Annotated in this window: 14 protein-coding genes; 13 read left to right on the forward strand and 1 reads right to left on the reverse strand. The window is 38.9% G+C overall.

Going from position 1 to position 19,305, the window contains the following annotated elements; translation table 11 throughout:
* Positions 1-38 precede the first annotated feature (38 nt).
* From hydF to QA601_09520, 13 genes are all read left to right on the forward strand, one after another.
* Positions 39-1,283 (forward strand): [FeFe] hydrogenase H-cluster maturation GTPase HydF, encoded by a 1,245-nt coding sequence (gene hydF, locus QA601_09460; GenBank protein ID MDG5815305.1) that lies wholly within the window; start codon positions 39-41, stop codon positions 1,281-1,283.
* A 77-nt stretch (positions 1,284-1,360) separates the two neighbouring features.
* On the forward strand, positions 1,361-2,857 hold the full coding sequence (hydG, locus tag QA601_09465) for a [FeFe] hydrogenase H-cluster radical SAM maturase HydG (protein MDG5815306.1): 1,497 nt from the start codon (positions 1,361-1,363) through the stop codon (positions 2,855-2,857).
* 27 nt (positions 2,858-2,884) lie between these two features.
* On the forward strand, positions 2,885-3,127 hold the full coding sequence (locus QA601_09470; GenBank protein MDG5815307.1) for a hypothetical protein: 243 nt from the start codon (positions 2,885-2,887) through the stop codon (positions 3,125-3,127).
* A complete protein-coding gene (gene hydE, locus QA601_09475; GenBank protein MDG5815308.1) occupies positions 3,117-4,235 on the forward strand; it encodes a [FeFe] hydrogenase H-cluster radical SAM maturase HydE in 1,119 nt (372 codons plus the stop codon). Before QA601_09470 ends, hydE begins: the two co-directional genes overlap by 11 nt.
* 185 nt (positions 4,236-4,420) lie before the next feature.
* The gene (locus tag QA601_09480) at positions 4,421-5,389 is read left to right on the forward strand and encodes a PAC2 family protein (GenBank protein MDG5815309.1); all 969 of its coding nucleotides are present in this window, start codon (positions 4,421-4,423) and stop codon (positions 5,387-5,389) included.
* A gap of 208 nt (positions 5,390-5,597) precedes the next feature.
* Complete coding sequence (locus QA601_09485; GenBank protein MDG5815310.1) at positions 5,598-6,626, forward strand: 3-deoxy-7-phosphoheptulonate synthase; 1,029 nt, start codon at positions 5,598-5,600, stop codon at positions 6,624-6,626.
* 333 nt (positions 6,627-6,959) lie between these two features.
* Positions 6,960-9,020, forward strand: a complete 2,061-nt coding sequence (locus QA601_09490) for a hypothetical protein (protein ID MDG5815311.1) — start codon at positions 6,960-6,962, stop codon at positions 9,018-9,020.
* Between the two features lie 8 nt (positions 9,021-9,028).
* Positions 9,029-10,408: a DUF444 family protein gene (locus QA601_09495; protein MDG5815312.1), complete on the forward strand. Its 1,380-nt coding sequence runs from the start codon at positions 9,029-9,031 to the stop codon at positions 10,406-10,408.
* Positions 10,409-12,052 carry a SpoVR family protein gene (locus tag QA601_09500; protein ID MDG5815313.1) on the forward strand — a complete coding sequence of 548 codons (1,644 nt, stop codon included), beginning with the start codon at positions 10,409-10,411 and terminating at the stop codon, positions 12,050-12,052.
* Positions 12,053-12,055: 3 nt separating this feature from the next.
* Positions 12,056-14,338, forward strand: coding sequence for a hypothetical protein (locus QA601_09505; protein MDG5815314.1), 2,283 nt, complete (start codon positions 12,056-12,058; stop codon positions 14,336-14,338).
* A 34-nt stretch (positions 14,339-14,372) separates the two neighbouring features.
* Positions 14,373-14,843, forward strand: a complete 471-nt coding sequence (locus QA601_09510; protein MDG5815315.1) for a hypothetical protein — start codon at positions 14,373-14,375, stop codon at positions 14,841-14,843.
* 40 nt (positions 14,844-14,883) lie between these two features.
* Positions 14,884-16,110, forward strand: coding sequence for a DUF362 domain-containing protein (locus QA601_09515; GenBank protein MDG5815316.1), 1,227 nt, complete (start codon positions 14,884-14,886; stop codon positions 16,108-16,110).
* Between the two features lie 7 nt (positions 16,111-16,117).
* Entirely contained in the window at positions 16,118-16,792 is a 675-nt protein-coding gene (locus QA601_09520; protein MDG5815317.1) for a hypothetical protein, read from the forward strand.
* Here QA601_09520 and QA601_09525 read toward each other — a convergent pair.
* Positions 16,734-19,184, reverse strand: coding sequence for a response regulator (locus QA601_09525; GenBank protein MDG5815318.1), 2,451 nt, complete (start codon positions 19,182-19,184; stop codon positions 16,734-16,736). The two genes, QA601_09520 and QA601_09525, sit on opposite strands and share 59 nt — an antisense overlap.
* Between the last annotated feature and the right edge of the window lie 121 nt (positions 19,185-19,305).

Here is a 19,305-nt window from a genome sequence, read left to right on the forward strand (position 1 = left end):
CTTCCTCTTTATCTTCTTTTGGCATACTGGAGAGAAAAATGGAGATGATGCAAAAAGCCCCCAAGTCTATGAGACTTCAAATCGGTCTGTTTGGTCGAACTAATGTAGGGAAGTCGAGTTTTCTTAATATGATATCCGGTCAGGATGTATCCATTACATCACCACAACCCGGTACAACCACTGATGTCGTAGAGAAAGCTATGGAGCTTTTGCCTTTGGGGCCCGTTCTTTTTCTGGATACTGCAGGGGTTGATGATTCATCACAGCTTTCTGAAAAAAGAATTAAAAGAACTAAAGCTGTATTTGAAAGAGCTGATGTATTTGTACTTATTGTGGAAAATGGGATATGGGGTAGATATGAACAACTTGTAAGTGAGGAGTCAAATAAACATAAAGTACCACTAATTATAATTGTAAATAAGAGTGATATAAAGCCGGTTGCTGATAATTATATCTGTTCTGTTAAAAGGATTACTAAGTACATATGCATTACTTCATGCAAAAAAGATGAAGAAAGATCTGAATATGTAAATAGTTTTAAAGAACGGTTGGTTGAATGTCTTCCCGAAGAATATTTGAATCCACCGGCCCTGATTGGGGATCTCATTCCTCCTGGTGGTGTATCGGTCCTTATAATACCAATCGATCTTCAGGCTCCTAAAGGTAGACTTATTTTGCCCCAGGTTCAGACAATGAGAGACGCTCTTGATAATAACAGTACTGTTATAGTTGTAAAGGAGAATGAGTATCAGAATACATTTTGTTTGCTTTCAAGAAAACCTGACCTTGTGGTATGCGATTCACAGGTAGTGATGAAAATGGTTGCTGAAACACCTCAGGATATTCTCTGCACAACATTTTCGATTCTCTTTGCCAGATATAAAAGCGATCTGATAACGGCAGCAAAGGGGGCTGCTCAAATAGATCGACTTAAACCAGGGGACAAAGTTTTAATCGCTGAGGCATGCACTCACCATGCTACCAAAGATGATATCGGTCGGGTTAAGATACCAGGGTGGCTGCGCCAGCACACAGGGTTTAACTTGGATATTGATGTATGCAGTGGCAGGGACTTTCCGTCCAACTTAAAGGAGTATTCACTTGTAATACACTGCGGGGGGTGTATGTTTTCACGAAAAGAGGTTTTAACCCGCTTTTCCAAAGCTCAATACTGGGGTGTTCCGATAACAAATTACGGAGTGGCGATATCCTGTCTCCAGGGCGTTATAAAACGTGTTTTAAAGCCTTTCCCTGCAGCTCTTGAGGCTTACGAATCCCTTTAGAGACATAAGATAATAAGTGCAAAAAATACAAACACTGTAAGGACAGCGGTAAATGATGCCGTAGATAGGAAAGATTGATGGGTAATTTAAACAAGGAAATGTGGGTAGAAAACAGGGTGCGTGAAGACCAGATAAAGAAATATCTTCGCCCCGATGGTAGTGACTTTATTAACGATAAACAAATTGAAACTGAACTTAATAATGGTTCTAATCCGGATAATAAGTATATCAGAGATATTATTAGTAAGTCGCTTGCAATTGAGACGCTTACACCTGAGGAGACTGCTGCACTGCTGAATGTAGAGGATCCGGAGATGTGGAAAGAGATGGAAGTTGCTGCAGGCCAAATAAAAAGAAAGGTTTATGACAACAGAATAGTTACCTTCGCGCCACTTTACCTCAGTACTGCCTGTGTAAATAACTGTCTTTATTGTGGCTTGAGAACCGATAACAACGCCGTCAGGCGAGGTGTTCTTTCTGTTGAGGAGGTTAAAAGGGAAATAGAGGTTCTAGCTGGAACAATCGGTCATAAACGATTGATTATTGTGTACGGTGAGCATCCCGAAAGCGACGTCGATTATATGGCCAACACAATGGAGGCTATCTATAATGTTAAAGCTTCTGTAAAAGGGGGAGAAACATCGATACGGCGGGTTAATGTAAATGCGGCACCTTTGTCTACTGAAGATCTTAAGCGACTTAATCAGATAGGGATTGGTACGTATCAGGTTTTTCAGGAAACGTATCATCACAATACCTATAACGTGGTTCATCCACCCTCAACGATAAAAGGCAACTTCAGATGGAGGCTTTATTGTATGCACAGAGCCCTGGAGGCTGGTATTGATGATGTAGGTATAGGCGCATTATTTGGTCTTTATGACTGGAAATTTGAAGTCATGGGCCTACTGCATCATGCAATAGAATTGGAGGAAAAGTTTGGTATTGGTCCTCATACTATCTCCTTTCCCAGACTTGAACCTGCTGAAAACACTCCCTTTACATTGAATAGTAAATACCAGGTAAGTGATGAAGATTTCAGGAAAATAGTTACCGTCCTAAGGCTGGCGGTTCCTTACACCGGGATGATTTTGACCGCAAGAGAAAACAGCAAAATGAGGAGATCATTGATTCCTTATGGGATTACGCAGACGGATGCATCAAGCAAAATTGGACTTGGCGCGTATAATTCCTATGAGGGATCGAATCAGCAAGCCGACCGACAACAGTTTATCCTTGGAGATACACGAAGCCTTGATGAAGTCGTCAGAGAATTAGCCCAAATGGGTCATATTACCTCTTTTTGTACTGCTGGCTATAGGTGTGGAAGAACTGGGCAATGTATAATGGATCTGCTTAGAACCGGAGCTGAAGGGAAATTTTGCAAACTAAACGCGGTTATAACCTATCGCGAATGGCTTGACGATTTTGCAAGCGATACAACAAAAGAAATCGGTGAGAAAATTATTACCAAAGAAATAGAAGAAATTAGAGAGAAAATGCCTGCCATATTTGATGATTTCATGAACTACTATACTAAAACAGCTGAGGGACAGAGAGATCTCTATTTTTAGGTCAAACCAAAGTGGAGGTATTTACTTATGGCTTCAGATAAAGGTGTTGATGAACTCGAAAAGCAGTTTGGAGTTAAAATTTTAAGATGTGTAATAACGGGCAAGCGGTGGAAGTTTACAGGTGAAAGGGTATCAAATTTTTCAGTTGCAGCACCGTATAAAATTATTGTAAACGAAAAAGAGGGATTTGTTGTATATGGTTGGGAAAAGCTGACCAGTGCACATAAAGGTATTATTGAGAGGAGACTAAAAAACACAGATGAGTATTGATGAGATTATTCAAAAGGAAAACTTCAGTAAAGAGGATATCATAAAAATACTCTCGGTGCGGAAATCTTCCGAATTAGATAAAATTAAAAAGGCCGCCCAAAAAAAATTATTTGAAAACTGTGGGGCCAAAGTTTATTACCGGGGACTTATTGAATTTTCAAATACCTGTATAAGGGATTGTAACTATTGTGGTATACGGAAAAGTAACAATTCTGTAAAAAGGTTTTTTCTTGATAAGGAAAATGTAATTGATGCTGCGAAATGGTGTGCTGATCAGGGATATGGCTCCATTGTTCTGCAATCGGGTGAAAGACAGGACTCTTCATTTATCGATTATATTGAGGAAGTTGTGTGTCAAATAAAAAAGATTACCACTTCTGATACTCTACCCCGTGGGTTGGGTATAACTCTATGTGTTGGACAACAGACTAAAGAAGTTTACGAGCGTTTTTACGCTGCTGGTGCTCATCGATATCTGTTACGAATTGAGGCCAGTAATAAAGAGTTATTTTCATCAATCCATCCACCAGATCAGAACTTTTCTGAAAGAGTTGATAACCTTTGTATGCTAAAAGATGTGGGGTTTCAGGTTGGTACCGGTGTTATGATTGGTCTTCCCGGCCAGACTGTGGAGCACTTAGCAGAAGACATACTGTTTTTTAAGGAACATGATATCGACATGATCGGAATGGGTCCCTTTATAGTCCATTCAAAAACACCGATGAGCGTGTATGAAGAAGATAATAAAAAAGGCAGCGAAGCGATTTTCCAACAATCACTTTTAATGATAGCTGCTTCAAGAATCGTCTTAGGAGACGTTAATATTGCAGCAACAACAGCTCTGCAAGCACTTAAAGATGATGGTAGGGAACAGGGACTTGATTTCGGAGCAAATGTGATAATGCCACAGCTAACTCCCGTGGAGGTCAGAAAAGACTACTTGCTTTACGAGAATAAACCCTGTGTTGATGAAAATAAGGAACAGTGCAGATACTGTCTTGAGAGAAGGATTTTATCACTGGGGCGTGAAATTGGTGTTAATGCATGGGGAGATTCGCAGCATCATAAAAACAGATTAAAAAATAGTGTATCGGCAGACAATGCATAGCAGTTGGTGAACCAAAAACAGATAAAAATAGTGATAAAAAATTGTATCGCAATTGTTTCAATACTAAACGATTGTGTGTTAAAATTAAACGATGCATTCTCTTAGAATAGAAAATCAGACAGTAAAATCACCACATTTTAAGCTGGCATAAGTATTGCGTTGCGGGTGGGCAGGAGGTGATATATATGTCAAATAATTTAATACCTTTTGAAAACAGTGATATAAAATTTACAAATCCACCAGTACTGATAGCTGCATGGCCTGGTGTGGGTAATGTAGGTCTTGTGAGTGTTGATTACATCCGAAGAAAATTGCAAGCTAAGCCCCTCGGTGGCATCGATGTGAAATCGTTTTTTATGCCACATTCCGGACTTGTTGAAAATGGCAGGTTTATTACAGGCGACGCTCCTTTTTGCAGCTTTTATTACAGTACTTCCCCAGACGTGATAATCATGGAAAGTAATATACAGATGGGAGGAACTGAAGGGGTTTTCCTTCTGCAAAAAGTCTTTGGTGTAGCACGTCAATACAATGTTAAACAGATATTAACAGTTTCTGCTATTCCTTATGCAATGAGTCACACTGAAAACTCACAGCTTTATTTTGCAGCTAACAGCAAAAGGATATCTAAAGAGCTCAGGGATAACGGTATAAGTCCTTTGATGTCTGGTGAAATTAACGGCTTACCTGGGGCGGTGCCTGTAATCGCCTCTTCAAAAGGCCTTGACTCCGCTTGTATTTTAGCCACTATGCCTGTATATGCTGGTAATTTTACTTATCCAAAAGCCGCATTACCAGTTATCTCTTCTATTTCAGATATTATAAATTGTTCTATTGATCTGGATGAAGTGAAAAAAAACACTGATAATTTAAATGGACAATTTGAGCAAATCGAGTCACAAATTAAAGAACAGTTACCTAATCTGTTGGGTGGTGAGAAACGAGAGCTACAAAAAGAGCTGGAACAGATTACCAGTGAATCTATCATCTCAGAGCAGGATATTATAAACAGAAACCAGAGTGAAAAGATAGAGCAGATGTTCGAACAAGTGAAAAAAGATCGCAGTAAAGGTATAGAACTAAAGAAATTACTGGATGAGATGGGGGTGTATAGAGACTATGAAGATAGATTTCTTGATCTGTTTAACGAGTAAGCCAATCAAAAAAAAGGTGCTTGGGAGGTAGCTAAGCTATAGTTGTTTTGTTGGCTCAATTTAAAAAGTATTAATAGAATAATAGCCGGTTACTATGTATTTTATAGTTAGTGTATCGACTTAATAAGGATAGCTCTGCGGGTCCAGAGCTAAACTCCAATAGGTGTATCAGTTTAGTCATTAAGAAGCAAATGTTTAGGAGAGGCAAATGGGATTTACCCAAATACGAAAGTTACCTACCCCCGAAGAGGTAAAGACAAGTGTAGCGGTTCCTTCAGAGCTAAATGAAATGAAGCAACAACGTGATCGGGAAATTCAGGCAGTTTTGCAGAAAAAAGAGGATCGCTTTATAGTTGTAATTGGACCTTGTTCTGCACATGATGAGGCGGCTGTTTGCGATTATGTTTCCAGACTTGCCAAATTACAGCAGAAGGTGGCAGATAAGCTCATCCTTATTCCCCGCATCTATACTAATAAACCGAGAACTACTGGTCAGGGGTATAAGGGAATGGCACATCAGCCAAATCATTTAAAGAGTCCCAATATTGCCGAGGGGATTCTTGCAATAAGGAAGATGCACATAAAAGCGCTTAGAGAGAGTGGTTTGTCTGCAGCTGATGAGATGCTTTATCCAAATAACCATCCTTATCTTGATGATCTTCTTTGCTATGTAGCGGTGGGAGCCCGATCTGTTGAAAACCAGCAGCATAGACTTACTGCCAGTGGGCTGGATATCCCCGTTGGCATGAAAAATCCAACAAGCGGTGATTTAAAGGTCGCTCTTAACTCTGTACTGGCTGCTCAAATACCTCACACCTTCTCTTATAATGGCTGGGAAGTGGCAACAGAGGGAAACCCTTTTTCACATCTGATTTTAAGGGGTTCTATAGACAATTATGGGCGTACAATGCCAAACTATCATCACGAAGATTTGATGTTGGCTGCTTCGGAGTATGAGAAGCGGGGGCTGCGAAACCCAACCATTTTTGTTGATACCAATCATGATAATTCGGCCAAGAGCTATAAGGAACAGCCCAGAATTGCAAAAGAGGTTCTGCGTAGCAGAAAGCATTCTTCCGCTCTTAAGGACCTTATCCGCGGCTTTATGATTGAGAGCTATATTGAAGATGGTGCACAGAAACCCCAGGAAAATGTTTATGGAAAATCCATTACTGATCCCTGTTTGGGTTGGAGTGACTCCGAAAAACTTATTATGATGATAGCCGAAAACTGCTAAAAAACTCCCCTTCTCCGGATATTTACAACTTTAGGGAATATCCGGAGAAATAAAATCTGCTCTTAATGCGTAATTCCCTTCGAATAGAAAACAAAAAAAACAGCAGCTTGGACTCTGTTAAATAAATGATAGTTTTGTGCTGGTGATATAAAAATTTGCCATCCTTAGAATCGGATCAGTTGATTAAACCAAAGTATAGATAGGTACCTCTTATCTATCTGGAGATTAATTTAAAGGTCAGCCCAAAGACCATACTTTCAAAAAAAGTTTGCTGGGTGTGTGTCCGCTTAGATGAAAATGTATCAATTACCTAGAATAGCCTCAGGAGGAATAATGGGTTTAAAAAACCGCAGTGATTTGCTGTATCATCTTACAGCTGTAAAAAACAAAGAACGTGTGTTTGAGAATGCCTTTCAGGGCGTAGCGCGCATGATTCTTGAGAACCCTATAGACAAAGTCTCTGTAAATGGTAAGACTACGTATGATTTCAGTATTTTTCGCACCGGTAAAAAACATGTGATCGGTATGTATGATGAAATCAACAGCTTTGTATCATATGTTAAAGATGCTGCCGAAGGTGGATCATCAGAAGAGATGGCTTTTGTGCTGGTAGGGGAGCCTGGTAACGGGAAAACATTTTTTGTAGAATTTCTCTGTTCCCGGTATAGAGAATTTCTCAGCCAGGAGAAAAACCGTAAATATACTTTCAGGTTTAAAAATCTGAATAAACTTGGCACTTACGGGAAAATTACAACCATTGAATCACAGACCTATGAAGATCCTATGGTTCTTGCGATGAATTTCTTAGAGAGTAAGGATCAGACAAAAGATTTTCTTATTAAAAAGGTAGGATTCACCGAGAAAGATATTGAGCAGATATACGATAATTATCGTCCCTTGGGAGCATGTAGCTCTTATATCTGGAGTGAGGTTAGAGAATATACATCTGAAAACATAGACGAGATGCTTTCATTTGTAGAAATCGTACCCGTCCCACTCTCAGAGAGTTTAGGTACAATTACTGGAAAATATCCTGCAAAAGACAAAATGACCTCTTCTGCAGTTGATTTACTTGGAGAAGAGTCTATACAGAGACTGTTACATATCAGTGACACCAATAACCCCTATCGTTTCGATCTGAGGCGAGGTGCACTTGCTCGTGTAGCGGGAGGAGGAATACATTTCAGTGATGAGATCTACAAAAACAAAAAGGATCTTGTGCAGGTATATCTTGGGGTGATACAAAACCGTATGATCGAAGTCGATGGATACAAATGGCCAATTGATACTTTAATCATAGCTACCTCAAATAATTCTGAATTCAATCGTTTCCTTTCAGAAAAGGAAGAGGCCCCGATTGTAGACAGATGTCGTATTTGTTATGTCTCACATAATACCAACTACAGCCTTCAAAGAGAGCTGACACAGTATGTTATAGGTTCAGAGACCAGAACAACTCTTAATAAAGAGGTCCTTCATCAGGATCCAAATCTTAACTACGCAGCTTCTATTGCTGTTGTTCTGTCACGTTTGCCAAGGTCGGAAAAACTTACACCGATTGAAATGCTCAAACTATCTGCAGGAGAAGTGGCTGGAGAAAAAAGTATTAAAACTTTGGCAGAGGTAATTGATACTCTTAATCAGGATACTTCAATTGTTAAAAGGTTTGGACAAAAAGGGCTTGGACAGAGAAATCTTGGTAGAGCTGTACAGCTTTTGATAGAAAGCTCTGAAACAAATGAAGGTAAATGTGTTTTTGCATATGATGTATTTAGAGCTCTTGAACGGGTAGTTCTTGACTATGTTACCGATCCTAATGACAGAAAAAAATATCTTGAGGATCTAAAAATTGCCAAGGGGTTGTATCGTGAAAGGATTATGACAGAAATGTTTAATGCTTATATGGATGAACCCTATGCGATACGAAAAGATGTTATGAACTATGTAAACATGATAATCGGTATTGATGCGGAGAATCTTGGCCCCGATAAGATGTGGAAATATAAAGATCCTCAAAATGGGGAACTAAAGGCTTTAAAGATTGATGAAAGGTATATAACTAGCGTTGAGGAACGGTTAGGACTGAAAACAAGAGAGCAGCGAGATACATTCAGAACCAGTATCAGGAAAATATATGGCCAGAAAATCTCCTTGAACCCGGGATATGATTTCATGGACAATCTTGAACTGGTTAAAGCCGTAACAGATGTGCGCCTTAAGAGTGATATCGCCGGAGCAGGAAGTCTGGTTGGTGCTCTTGCCAATAGAACAAATGATGAAAATCAAAAACTTTATGATCGTATGATTGAAACGATGTTTAATAAACTTAATTACTGTAATACCTGTGCGCAAAAAACAATAGAATACTTCTGCACTCAGGAAGATGAGAATTAGGGGTTTTGATGGAATATAAAGATAAGTTTGATAAATCATTTGAATTTTTGGATGCTCTGGAGCAAAAGCTTGCTGCTGATTATGCAGAACATGGGGAAGAGAGAGATCACTCTCTTCCTTTAACGGTGGATTCACCTGAAACATCTGCAGTGCCCGGTATATATACCGGCAACGATGCACAGATGGTTCAAAAGCTTGCAAGGGGTAACTATACAGTTCAGATAGGTATATCAACAATTGATGAGCTTCTGGATCGGGACAGGCAAAGGGAAAAAGATGGCTTTCCCCGAAAAATAAGAGTTGGTAAACTATTTAAACCAGGACGTGGTGCAAGTGATTCTGTGGTGATTGTCCCCACAACTGTGGAAGAAAAACTCATACACGATTCGGTAAAAGATCCCTCTGAAGATGGAGAAGCTGGAGGGTATGGAGAAGGGCAGGAAGGAGAGGTTATAGGAGAGCAGCCAGTCAGACCAGAGAAGGGCGAAGGAACCGGATCCGGGGAAGGGCAGGGTGGTTCTCACGAAATGGAATCAAGCGCCTATGACCTTGGGAGAATACTGACTGAAAAGTTTGAGTTACCCAACCTTAAGGACAGAGGTACCAAACGTGCTTTGAGCAAATATACCTACGATATTACCGATAAAAACAGAGGTTTTGGCCAGGTGCTTGATAAAAAAGCTACCTTGCGAAAAGTACTCGAAACCAATATCGGTTTGGGGCGTGTTCCTGAGCCCTGTAGTATTGACAGCACCAACCTTCTTGTGTCTCCCAGAGATAAAGTCTACCGGGTTCTTTCCAGAGAGAAGGATTATGAATCACAAGCCATGGTGTTTTTTGTGCGGGATTATTCTGGTTCTATGGCTGGTAAATGCACAGAGCTGGTCGTTGCACAACATGTACTTATATACTCATGGTTGCTTTATCAGTATGCCAAACGAGTAGAAACACGTTTTATTGTGCATGACACTGAAGCAAAAGAAGTACCTGATTTTTACACCTATTATAACTCAAAGGTTGCAGGAGGAACACAGGTTTCGGCTGCTTATACCCTGGTAAATGAAATTGTCGAAAAGGAGAATTTAGCTCAGGATTACAATATTTTCCTCTTTCAGGGTACCGATGGCGATGATTGGGATACTGTTGGAGAAAAAGCTCTTCCTGAACTTAAAAAGATCCTTTCCTATGCAAGCAGAGTGGGAATCTCCATTGCTGAACACAGTTACAGTGCAGGGCAGAAAACTGAAGTTCAAAAGTATATTGAAGATTCCGGAATGCTTGATGAATATGCCGACCTTCTCCGTATGGATATATTCCATGAAAATGCAGATGAGAGTCGGTTAATTGAAGGAATTAGAAAACTTCTTTCCCAAGAGGTTCTACACTAAATGGAATTAATTAATCAGAAAACAAAGAAAATAATGGAAGGCTGTAAAGAACGGGCATATGATGCTGGTTTAAGGTTTGGAAATGAAACTCTTGAGTATATCGTTACAAATAGAGATCTCATTGAGCTGACACCTAAACTGATGATACCAACTATGTATGACTACTGGGTACATGATGTAGAGGTGTTGAAGGAGAAGGGGCGGTATGAACTTTATCCAAATAACCCGTATGAAACAGTGATAAACACCAGACCGGCAATATCCTTCTACAATGATAATAACCCCGACTGGATGAATGTGATGATTTTCTATCACGTTCTTGCTCATGTGGATTTTTTCCAAAATAATCAGTTTTTTCGCAATACGTGGGATTACGACTTTACAGGGCAAGCTCTATCTGATAAACGTATGATCTCTAACCTTCGGTCCGAAAAAGGAAGGTGGGTTGATTACATAATAGAGTTTGCAAGGGCTATCGACAATTTGGTAGGATATCATAATGAACTATCCAGATATGATGGAATGGCTCAGGATTCAATTACTGTACTTGATTACTATTTTGATGTGTTTTTGCAGAAAGTAAAAAAAGTGCCACTTAGTGAATACATCAAGGAAGTGGAGCGGTACAATAAGTGTCTTGGTGATTCACCTTCCGTTGTGGAACAGGTCTTCTTTGCAGATGTACAACAACGATTTCCTGAATTTACATCAAACTATGAACGATATGTTTCTGTACGAAAAGATGGAAAACAGGATATTATGCAATATATCCTTAATAATTCTGAATCGTTGAATAGAGGAAAGAACAAATGGATGAAGTCAATAATTGAGGTTGTGCGAAAAACGTCGTTGTTTTTTCAGCCTCAAATACGTACAAAAATAATGAATGAAGGGTGGGCAAGTTATTGGCATGAAAATCTGTTTTTGAGTGATGACAGGATAAAGGGTCACGAAGTCGATTTTGCCAAACTTCATGCCGGAATCGCTTCTATGCCAAGAGTTGGTCTGAACCCATATGCTCTGGGGATAAGGATTTTTCAGTATATTGAAGAGCTGGGGGATAAGGGAAAATATTCAATGGCTTATGATAAGCTCTCTAATAGAAAAGAACGGAATGATTTTGACGCCTCAGAGGGCCGCGGTAGAGAGCTTATTTATGATGTTTGCCGAAACCTTAGCGATAGCCTTTTTATCGATACGTTTGTCGATCAGGAGTTTGTAAATAAGCACAATCTATTTGTTGCCGGTAAAAAGCTAAATCAAAGTAGAATGGTTTGGGAATATTATGTAAAAAGCAGAAAGGCAGAACAGTACCGTCAGATGCTTCAGGAGCAACTCTATCATCCGCCTTATATAACTGTGGATATGGACAGAAATGCTAACGATGTACTCTATCTGTATCATCATTTTGAACAGAAACCACTTGTGAATGAATATATTTCAAACGTGCTGCTTGGAATTGAATTTCTATGGGGCGGACCGGTTCAGCTTGAAACCAGTGAGGTTGACAAAAATACCAAAAGTGTAGGGTTTGGCAGAAGTGTACGAAGAACGGATAATGGAAATTCAGATAAAGAGCGTAGATGGCAACGTGTTTTGTATACAATGAAAGACAGAAAATTATCACGGAAGGTTCTTACATAAATTATGGAAAATGTAAACAATGCATTGGGTAATCTTAATAGGCGTATGACAGACCGAAGTCCGCATCCACCTATTTCTTTTGAACTATTTCTCAGGGAAATGTACAAAACTCCAGAGATTGTGCTTCGAAACGTATTTCAGGTTTTCCATGATATGATCTCAACTTACCTGGGCTCTGGAGTTGATGAGTATCCAAATGATCCTGAGTCGATACATTATGTAGATTATAATTGTAGTAACCTTTTTGAGGTAGATTCAGACAGACCATTTTTTGCTGACAGAATATTTGCAAATCGTTTGGTGAATCTTGTAGAAGGAATGCGCAGAGGCGCACAGCAGAATAAAATCTATATATTTAATGGTCCACCTGGATGTGGTAAAAGTACTTTTCTCAATAATCTGCTAAGAAAATTGGAAAGCTATGCTAACTGTGATGAAGGGATGCGCTATGAAACCATCTGGCGACTTGATCCATCAGAATTTGGTGTTACCATAGATAAAGAGCCATTGTTTGAACAGCTTGCGTTAATGCTGGGAGGAGAAAGGGAAAATACCTTAAATCATCTTCACGAACGCTTCGCTACAACAGGAAGTGATGGGTTAGTTGAAATCCCATGTCCAAGTCATGATCATCCGATCCTTATAATCCCCAAACATTACAGGGAGATCTTTTTTAGAGATGTTTTTAAAAATTCAGATTTTCTAGAAACATTATTTTCCAGCAAAGAGTATCACTGGGTTTTTAGAGAAAAACCATGCACATTCTGCTCAAGTCTTTACAGAGCATTGTTAAGTAAATTGAAAAATCCCGAAGCTGTTCACAAGATGATTTATGCTCGCCAATATCGTTTTAACCGAAGACTGGGTGAGGGTATAAGCATCTTTAACCCTGGTGACCGTTCTCCGGAAAACAGCATCATTCATAACCCTTTAATGCAGAGAAAGATTAATGCATTGCTTAAAGACTCTTCTGAAGTCTTTTATCTATACTCACGATATGCAAAAACTAACAATGGAATATACGCCTTAATGGATATAAAGAGCCATAATACAGAGCGACTTATCGAACTGCACAACATTATTAGTGAAGGTGTGCATAAGGTTGATGATATTGAAGAGAATGTTAATTCGCTACTTTTGGCTATTATGAACCCAGAGGATCAAAATAATGTCAGAGAATTTAGGTCTTTTAGTGATAGAATAGAGTATATTAATATCCCCTATGTGCTTGATCTGGCTACAGAAGTCAAAATTTATCGTCACACTTTTGGCTCTCATGTGGAAGATTTGTTCTTACCACGAGTATTGAACAATTTTGCCAGGGTAATTATATCCTCACGGATGAATACACGCTCTGAGGCGCTTCTTGAATGGATCGGGGATCCAAAGAAATACAACCTCTACTGTGATGAAAATCTTCAGCTACTGAAGATGGATATTTATTCAGGTATTATTCCGTCCTGGCTTACCGAAGAAGACAGAAAGAGTCTGACTGCAAGAAGGAGACGTAAGATTATTGGTGAGTCGGATCGCGAAGGTATCAGTGGGATTTCAGGTAGAGATTCAATAAAAATTTTTGATGATTTCATATCAACTTATTACAAACAGGATAAGCTGATAAACATGTCAATGCTGGTAGATTTTTTCCTTCGCAAAAAACGTGATTTGATGAGGTCAATTCCTGCAGGATTTCTTGATTCGCTTCTTAGGATGTATAATTATACCGTTTTGCAGGAAGTTAAAGAAGCATTATACTACTACAACGAAAAGCAAATCGAAAGAGACATTCTCAACTATATCTTTGCTGTAAACTTTGAACCACCAGCAGTAGAGTTATGTACGTATACCGGAGAGCAGCTGAAAATAACTGAGGATTTTTTCGAGTCTATTGAAACCAGAATACTTGGAAGTGGTGTAGGGGCTTCCAGAAGGTGGTCCTTTAGAGAAGAAACTCAAAAAGATTATACATCAAACACCCTAACTCAGGATATGTTGGTTGAAAACAGACCGATTACTGATACTGCGCTTTTTAGAGCATTACAGGAGCGTTATGTTCAGAATTTAAAACAACGTTCTCTTGATCCATTCCTTGATAATGATAATTTCAGGAGAGCTATAAAAGATTATAGTACTAATGATTTTAAAACTTACGATAAAAGAATCAGGGATGACGTTAAGTATTTGATGAGAAATTTGAGAAAGAAATTTGGTTATACAGAACAGGGGGCCAAAGAAGTGTGCATATATGTAATCGATAATGAACTTGCAAAAAAATTTGAAATCTAAAGAGGTCGAATGATGCACTGTATGGAGTTTTAAATTGCAGATACTACTATTTACAGGTATTCAGGGATCGGGAAAGACCACCTTTTTTAAAGAACGTTTTTTCAAATCACATGTGCTCATAAGTCTTGATCTGCTTAAGACCAGAAATAGAGAAAGAAGATTTATGAGTACCTGTTTTGAAACAAATGCCAGATTTGTAGTTGATAATACAAATCCTACAGCCAGGGATCGCCAAAGATATATAGTACCAGCCAAGCAGGCTGGTTATGAAATTATCGGTTGCTTCTTTGACATCACATTAAAGGAGGCATTGAAAAGAAATAACAGGAGAGCTTATAAAGAATGTATCCCAGAGGTCGGCATCCGTGCTACTTTCAAAAAACTACAAATTCCCAATTTGCAGGAAGGGTATAATAAACTTTTCAGAATAAGCTCTTCTGGTTTAAACTATTTGATTGAAAATTTGGAAAACCCTTCAAAGGCTTTGGAACTTCCTCTGTTTTAAAGGACTCGCTTTTTCCTTAATTTATATTTAGGGGTTTTGTATGTTCAAAAATCATTGGGGGGAAATGGCTAAATCAAAAGTTGTACTTGTATCTTGTTCATCATATGACGAAGAATTGCTAGATAGTGCTCTAAAACGGGGTATTGAGCTTTTAGGTGGAATTAAGCGTTTTGCATCACCATCAGAAAAATTACTGCTTAAACCAAACGTTTTATGGGGTACTGATCCTGCACGCTGTGTGGTTACTCATCCCAGTGTATTTAAATCAGTAGCGAAACTCTTCAAAAGTCGGGTTTCAGAGTTAAATTACGGCGATTCACCTGGTGGTTTTCAACCAGCAATAAATGCGCTGAAAAAAAGTGGGCATGCAGCTGTAGCAGATGAATTGGGTCTTAAATTAGCTGATTTTGATCACGGAAGATATGTCTCTCATCCCAAGGGGCTATCCAGTAAAAAGCTATATATTGCAAATGGGGTTCTTGAGTGTGACGGTTTGGTAAGTATCCCTAAATTGAAATCTCATGGGCTGACAAGATTAACCGGGGCAGTTAAGAACCAATATGGATGTGTTCCAGGTGCAACCAAGGGGGAATATCACGCAAAATTCCCGGACGTACTTGAATTTTCTAAAATTCTGGTTGATGTATGTCAGGTCGTAAAACCAAGGCTGTATATCATGGATGCTATTATAGCTATGGAGGGCAATGGTCCACGCAGCGGAGACCCCAAAAAGCTTGGTTTGCTTTTACTATCTACAGATCCGGTCGCCCTCGATGCTGTAGCTTCAAGAATTGTAGACCTCAATCCTGAATTTGTACCAACATCGTTACCTGGAAAAGAGATCGGACTGGGTACTTATCTACAAGATGAAATTGAGCTGTTGGGAGACAGTATTGAGGAATTCATTGATAAAAGATTTAAGATTGTGAGAAAACCAGTAGAGAGCATGCCGGGTACTGTATTTCTTAAGGGTTTAAAAAGACTGGTCACACCTCGTCCTGTTATAATCACCCATTCCTGTACCCGTTGTGGAAGGTGTATACAGGTTTGTCCGGTTGACCCTAAAGCTGTTATGTGGCGGAGCAAAAGGGGTAGGAAAAGGCCACCAGTTTACAATTACCGGGACTGTATACGTTGTTATTGTTGTCACGAGATGTGCCCCTCGCGAGCAATAAAGATACGAAAGCCGCTTTTGGGTAAAATGATTCCATTTCTCTCCTACATCTCTCTTTTCATGTCAGGTCGTTTTATGAAGAAAAGGAGGTGATTAGAGTATGATACAATGTCCAAACTTTCCAGGGCCACTACGAAAAAACGATGCAGTATTTATGTATGGTGCAATCGCACGTCAGTTTCCGTATGTAGAGGTTTACCAGCAAAAAGAAATTGAGATAGTTCACGGTCCTTCATGCAAACAAGAAAACGAAATAATGCTTGAACGATGTGCTGCAGATGGAGTAACTGTGGAGCAGAGAAGAGGGGGAGGGGGAACTGTTGTTCTTTCCCCTGGTGTGCTCGTTACGGTAATCGTGGGTGAAAGGGAAAGATCGCAAACCGCCCTTGATATATTTAAGAAAATTCATGATGCTTTCATTGGTGCTTTGAACATAGCTGGTATTTATGGAGTAGAGCATCGGGGGATAAGTGATCTGGCCATTAAAGAAAAAAAAATACTCGGAAGTTCGCTCTACATGGGGCGTAAGCCTGATAGGTATTATTATCAATCGAGTTTAATGGTCTGTTCTGATTTATCTCTTTTAAATGATTATTTATTTCACCCACCCACAGAGCCGCAGTATAGGGCTGGAAGATCCCATATGGATTTTTGTACAACTCTTCACAAAGAAGGGTATAGAATAAGTATTAAGGATCTGCAGCATTACATTTCTTCTAAGTTACCTGTTTTGCTTTCTGAGCAGGACTTTGCTTCTTCAGTGCCTGGGAAATAGCTATTGATAGGTCCAAATCATCGTAGGGTTTGTTCAGATAGCCTGAAATTTCATTAAGAGAATCATCTTCTTTACCCTCTTTAGGATTATGTCCTGTACATATTATTACATTTACAGATTTGTTAATGGACTTAAGGTGTTTGAGGCATTCAAATCCATCCATCACCGGCATCATTATATCGAGCACCACAAGATCAATAGAGTTGTGCTCAGATCTGTATAACGCTACTGCTTCAGATCCGTTACAACAGCATGTAACGCTATAACCAAGTTCTGTTAATGTAGTTTCAACCATTTCACGTATTATCTGTTCATCATCTACAACCAGTATCTTGCCTCTGCCTCTAATCAGTGGTAGAGGCTCATTTTTTTGATCATATTCACTATCACTTTGTGGTAAAAGAATTGAAACACATGTTCCCTCCCCGGGGCTAGATTCCATTGTAATTTTGCCTTGGTGACGCTTTATTATACCATATACACTGGCAAGTCCCAGGCCTGACCCATGACCTACCTGTTTTGTGGAAAAGAATGGCTCAAATACGTGTCTTTTTATTTCCTCACTCATACCTGTACCACTGTCAGTTATCTTTATCATAATGAAGTTTTGAGTACTATTGTCTGAAGTGTCTTTATCAGGGTGAATGGTACTATCTGTTGTTTGGAATGTAAGTGAACCGCCAAAAGGCATGGCATCTCTTGAATTCAATGCAATATTTAAAAGTGCATTTTGAATTTGAGTATTATCGCCAGTAACAATAGGGTTGTTACTTTGCAGAGAAGCATCAAGTGAAATTTTTTTGTTTATCGAGGCTCCTAAAAGATGAATAACTTCTTTGATCGTTTTATGTACATCGAAGGGGACTGATCGTATGTTTTCTTTACGGGCAAAAGTTAGGAGTTGTTGTACAAGATCTGAAGATCTCTTGGCAGCAGAGCTAATGGTATCAATATATCTTGATAAAGTTGCATCACCTGAGCTAAACTTTCTCTTTATTAGCCCTGCATAACCATTAATGCCTGTAAGCATGTTGTTAAAATCATGAGCAATACCTCCAGCAAGCCTTCCAATCGCTTCCATTTTACGTGCATGGTGAAGCTGTTCTTCGAGGGCTCTTTTTTGTTCAATCTCTTTAATTTGATCAGAAAACTTAAGCACAAGAGAGCATTGAACTGCAAAAACTGAGTAAAGGTCTATATTGTTTATTATTTTATCTCTGAATAATATTACAGTACCTTGTGTTTTTTCATTAAAGATGAAGGGGTAACTTACAATCTGTTTAATGTTTAGTTTTTCTGAAAGCCCCTTACTTTCCTGCTGACTAATAACTGAAGGTAATAGAGAGTGAAGGTTATCGCATTGTAGCGTTTTTGATGATTGTGACTGGGAATACAACAAGCTGTCTTTCTCAAGAAGATGAGAACTATTAAGCTTTAAAAACTGTAAAAGAATTTGGGTGTTTGTTTGAGCTGATACAGATTTTATTTGAGCTGAAAAATTTTTCTCTTGCTTAAAAAAGATTATGGCTGATCCTACAGATTCTGAAATCTCTCTTGCGTAATCACAAATACTTTGAAATATCGCTTCTGGATCTTTGATGTTAAGTAAATGCTTAAGCGATTTTCCTGTCATAACTAGTTTGTCACGTTCCTCAAGTATTTCTGCAATGGAAAATGCTTTCCCGTACCTCTTGATACCATAGAAGGAAAACATACAAAAAAGTGCAATACTGAGACAGCCAAGTCGATAATAGAAACCAAATGTACCAGGGAAAAAATTGGTTAATGTAACAATGGTTATAGAGGTTACCCCACCAAAGCCAAAGCAAAATGGCTCTGAGTTAAAGTTTTTTCGTGAGAGAAATATAAGGCACAACGAAGGAATCGCCGTTAATAGAAATGTAAGTAGCAAGTATGCTTGCATCAACGGACCAGATGTGTATATGTATAAGTTATCAACAATGTCGAAATTATCGTACATGGCAGAAGGAAAGAGTAATGCCAGTATATAAATAACCAAGATAGCGATCCATGCTGCTTTTCGAACTGTTTCAAGATAGTTAAATCTCTTTGTACTGGGAACATTTGCGTTGTAAACGGTAATGAAAATCTCAAAAAAAACAGGTACTACAATCATATAAAAAATTGAAAGAGCTGCAGTAAGGAAAAGATTGGTGCTGGTACTAAAGTAGGGGGTTAAAAGGTGACCAAGAGCATCTCTTTGAGCCCACAAAAACACAGTAAACAAAAGGAATGCAAACTTTCTTGAAATGCGGGAGTGCTGAAAGCGGCTGGATAAAAAATACAAAAATGCAAAACCATAAAGGGCTGTAAAAACCAGAACAAAAAAGTAGAAGTTCTCTTTGAAGATATCAATTATATCAGTATTCATATGTGTTGCTAATCATTTATTTATTTTATTCTACAGGTTTAAGCCGAACTATATAGTATACTCCACTACTATTTTTTACAATTTAGCTCTCTCAATTAGGGCTGCTTGTTGCATGGTTTAA

It is taken from the genome of Chitinispirillales bacterium ANBcel5, from assembly GCA_029688955.1.
Lineage (GTDB): Bacteria > Fibrobacterota > Chitinivibrionia > Chitinivibrionales > Chitinispirillaceae > Cellulosispirillum > Cellulosispirillum alkaliphilum.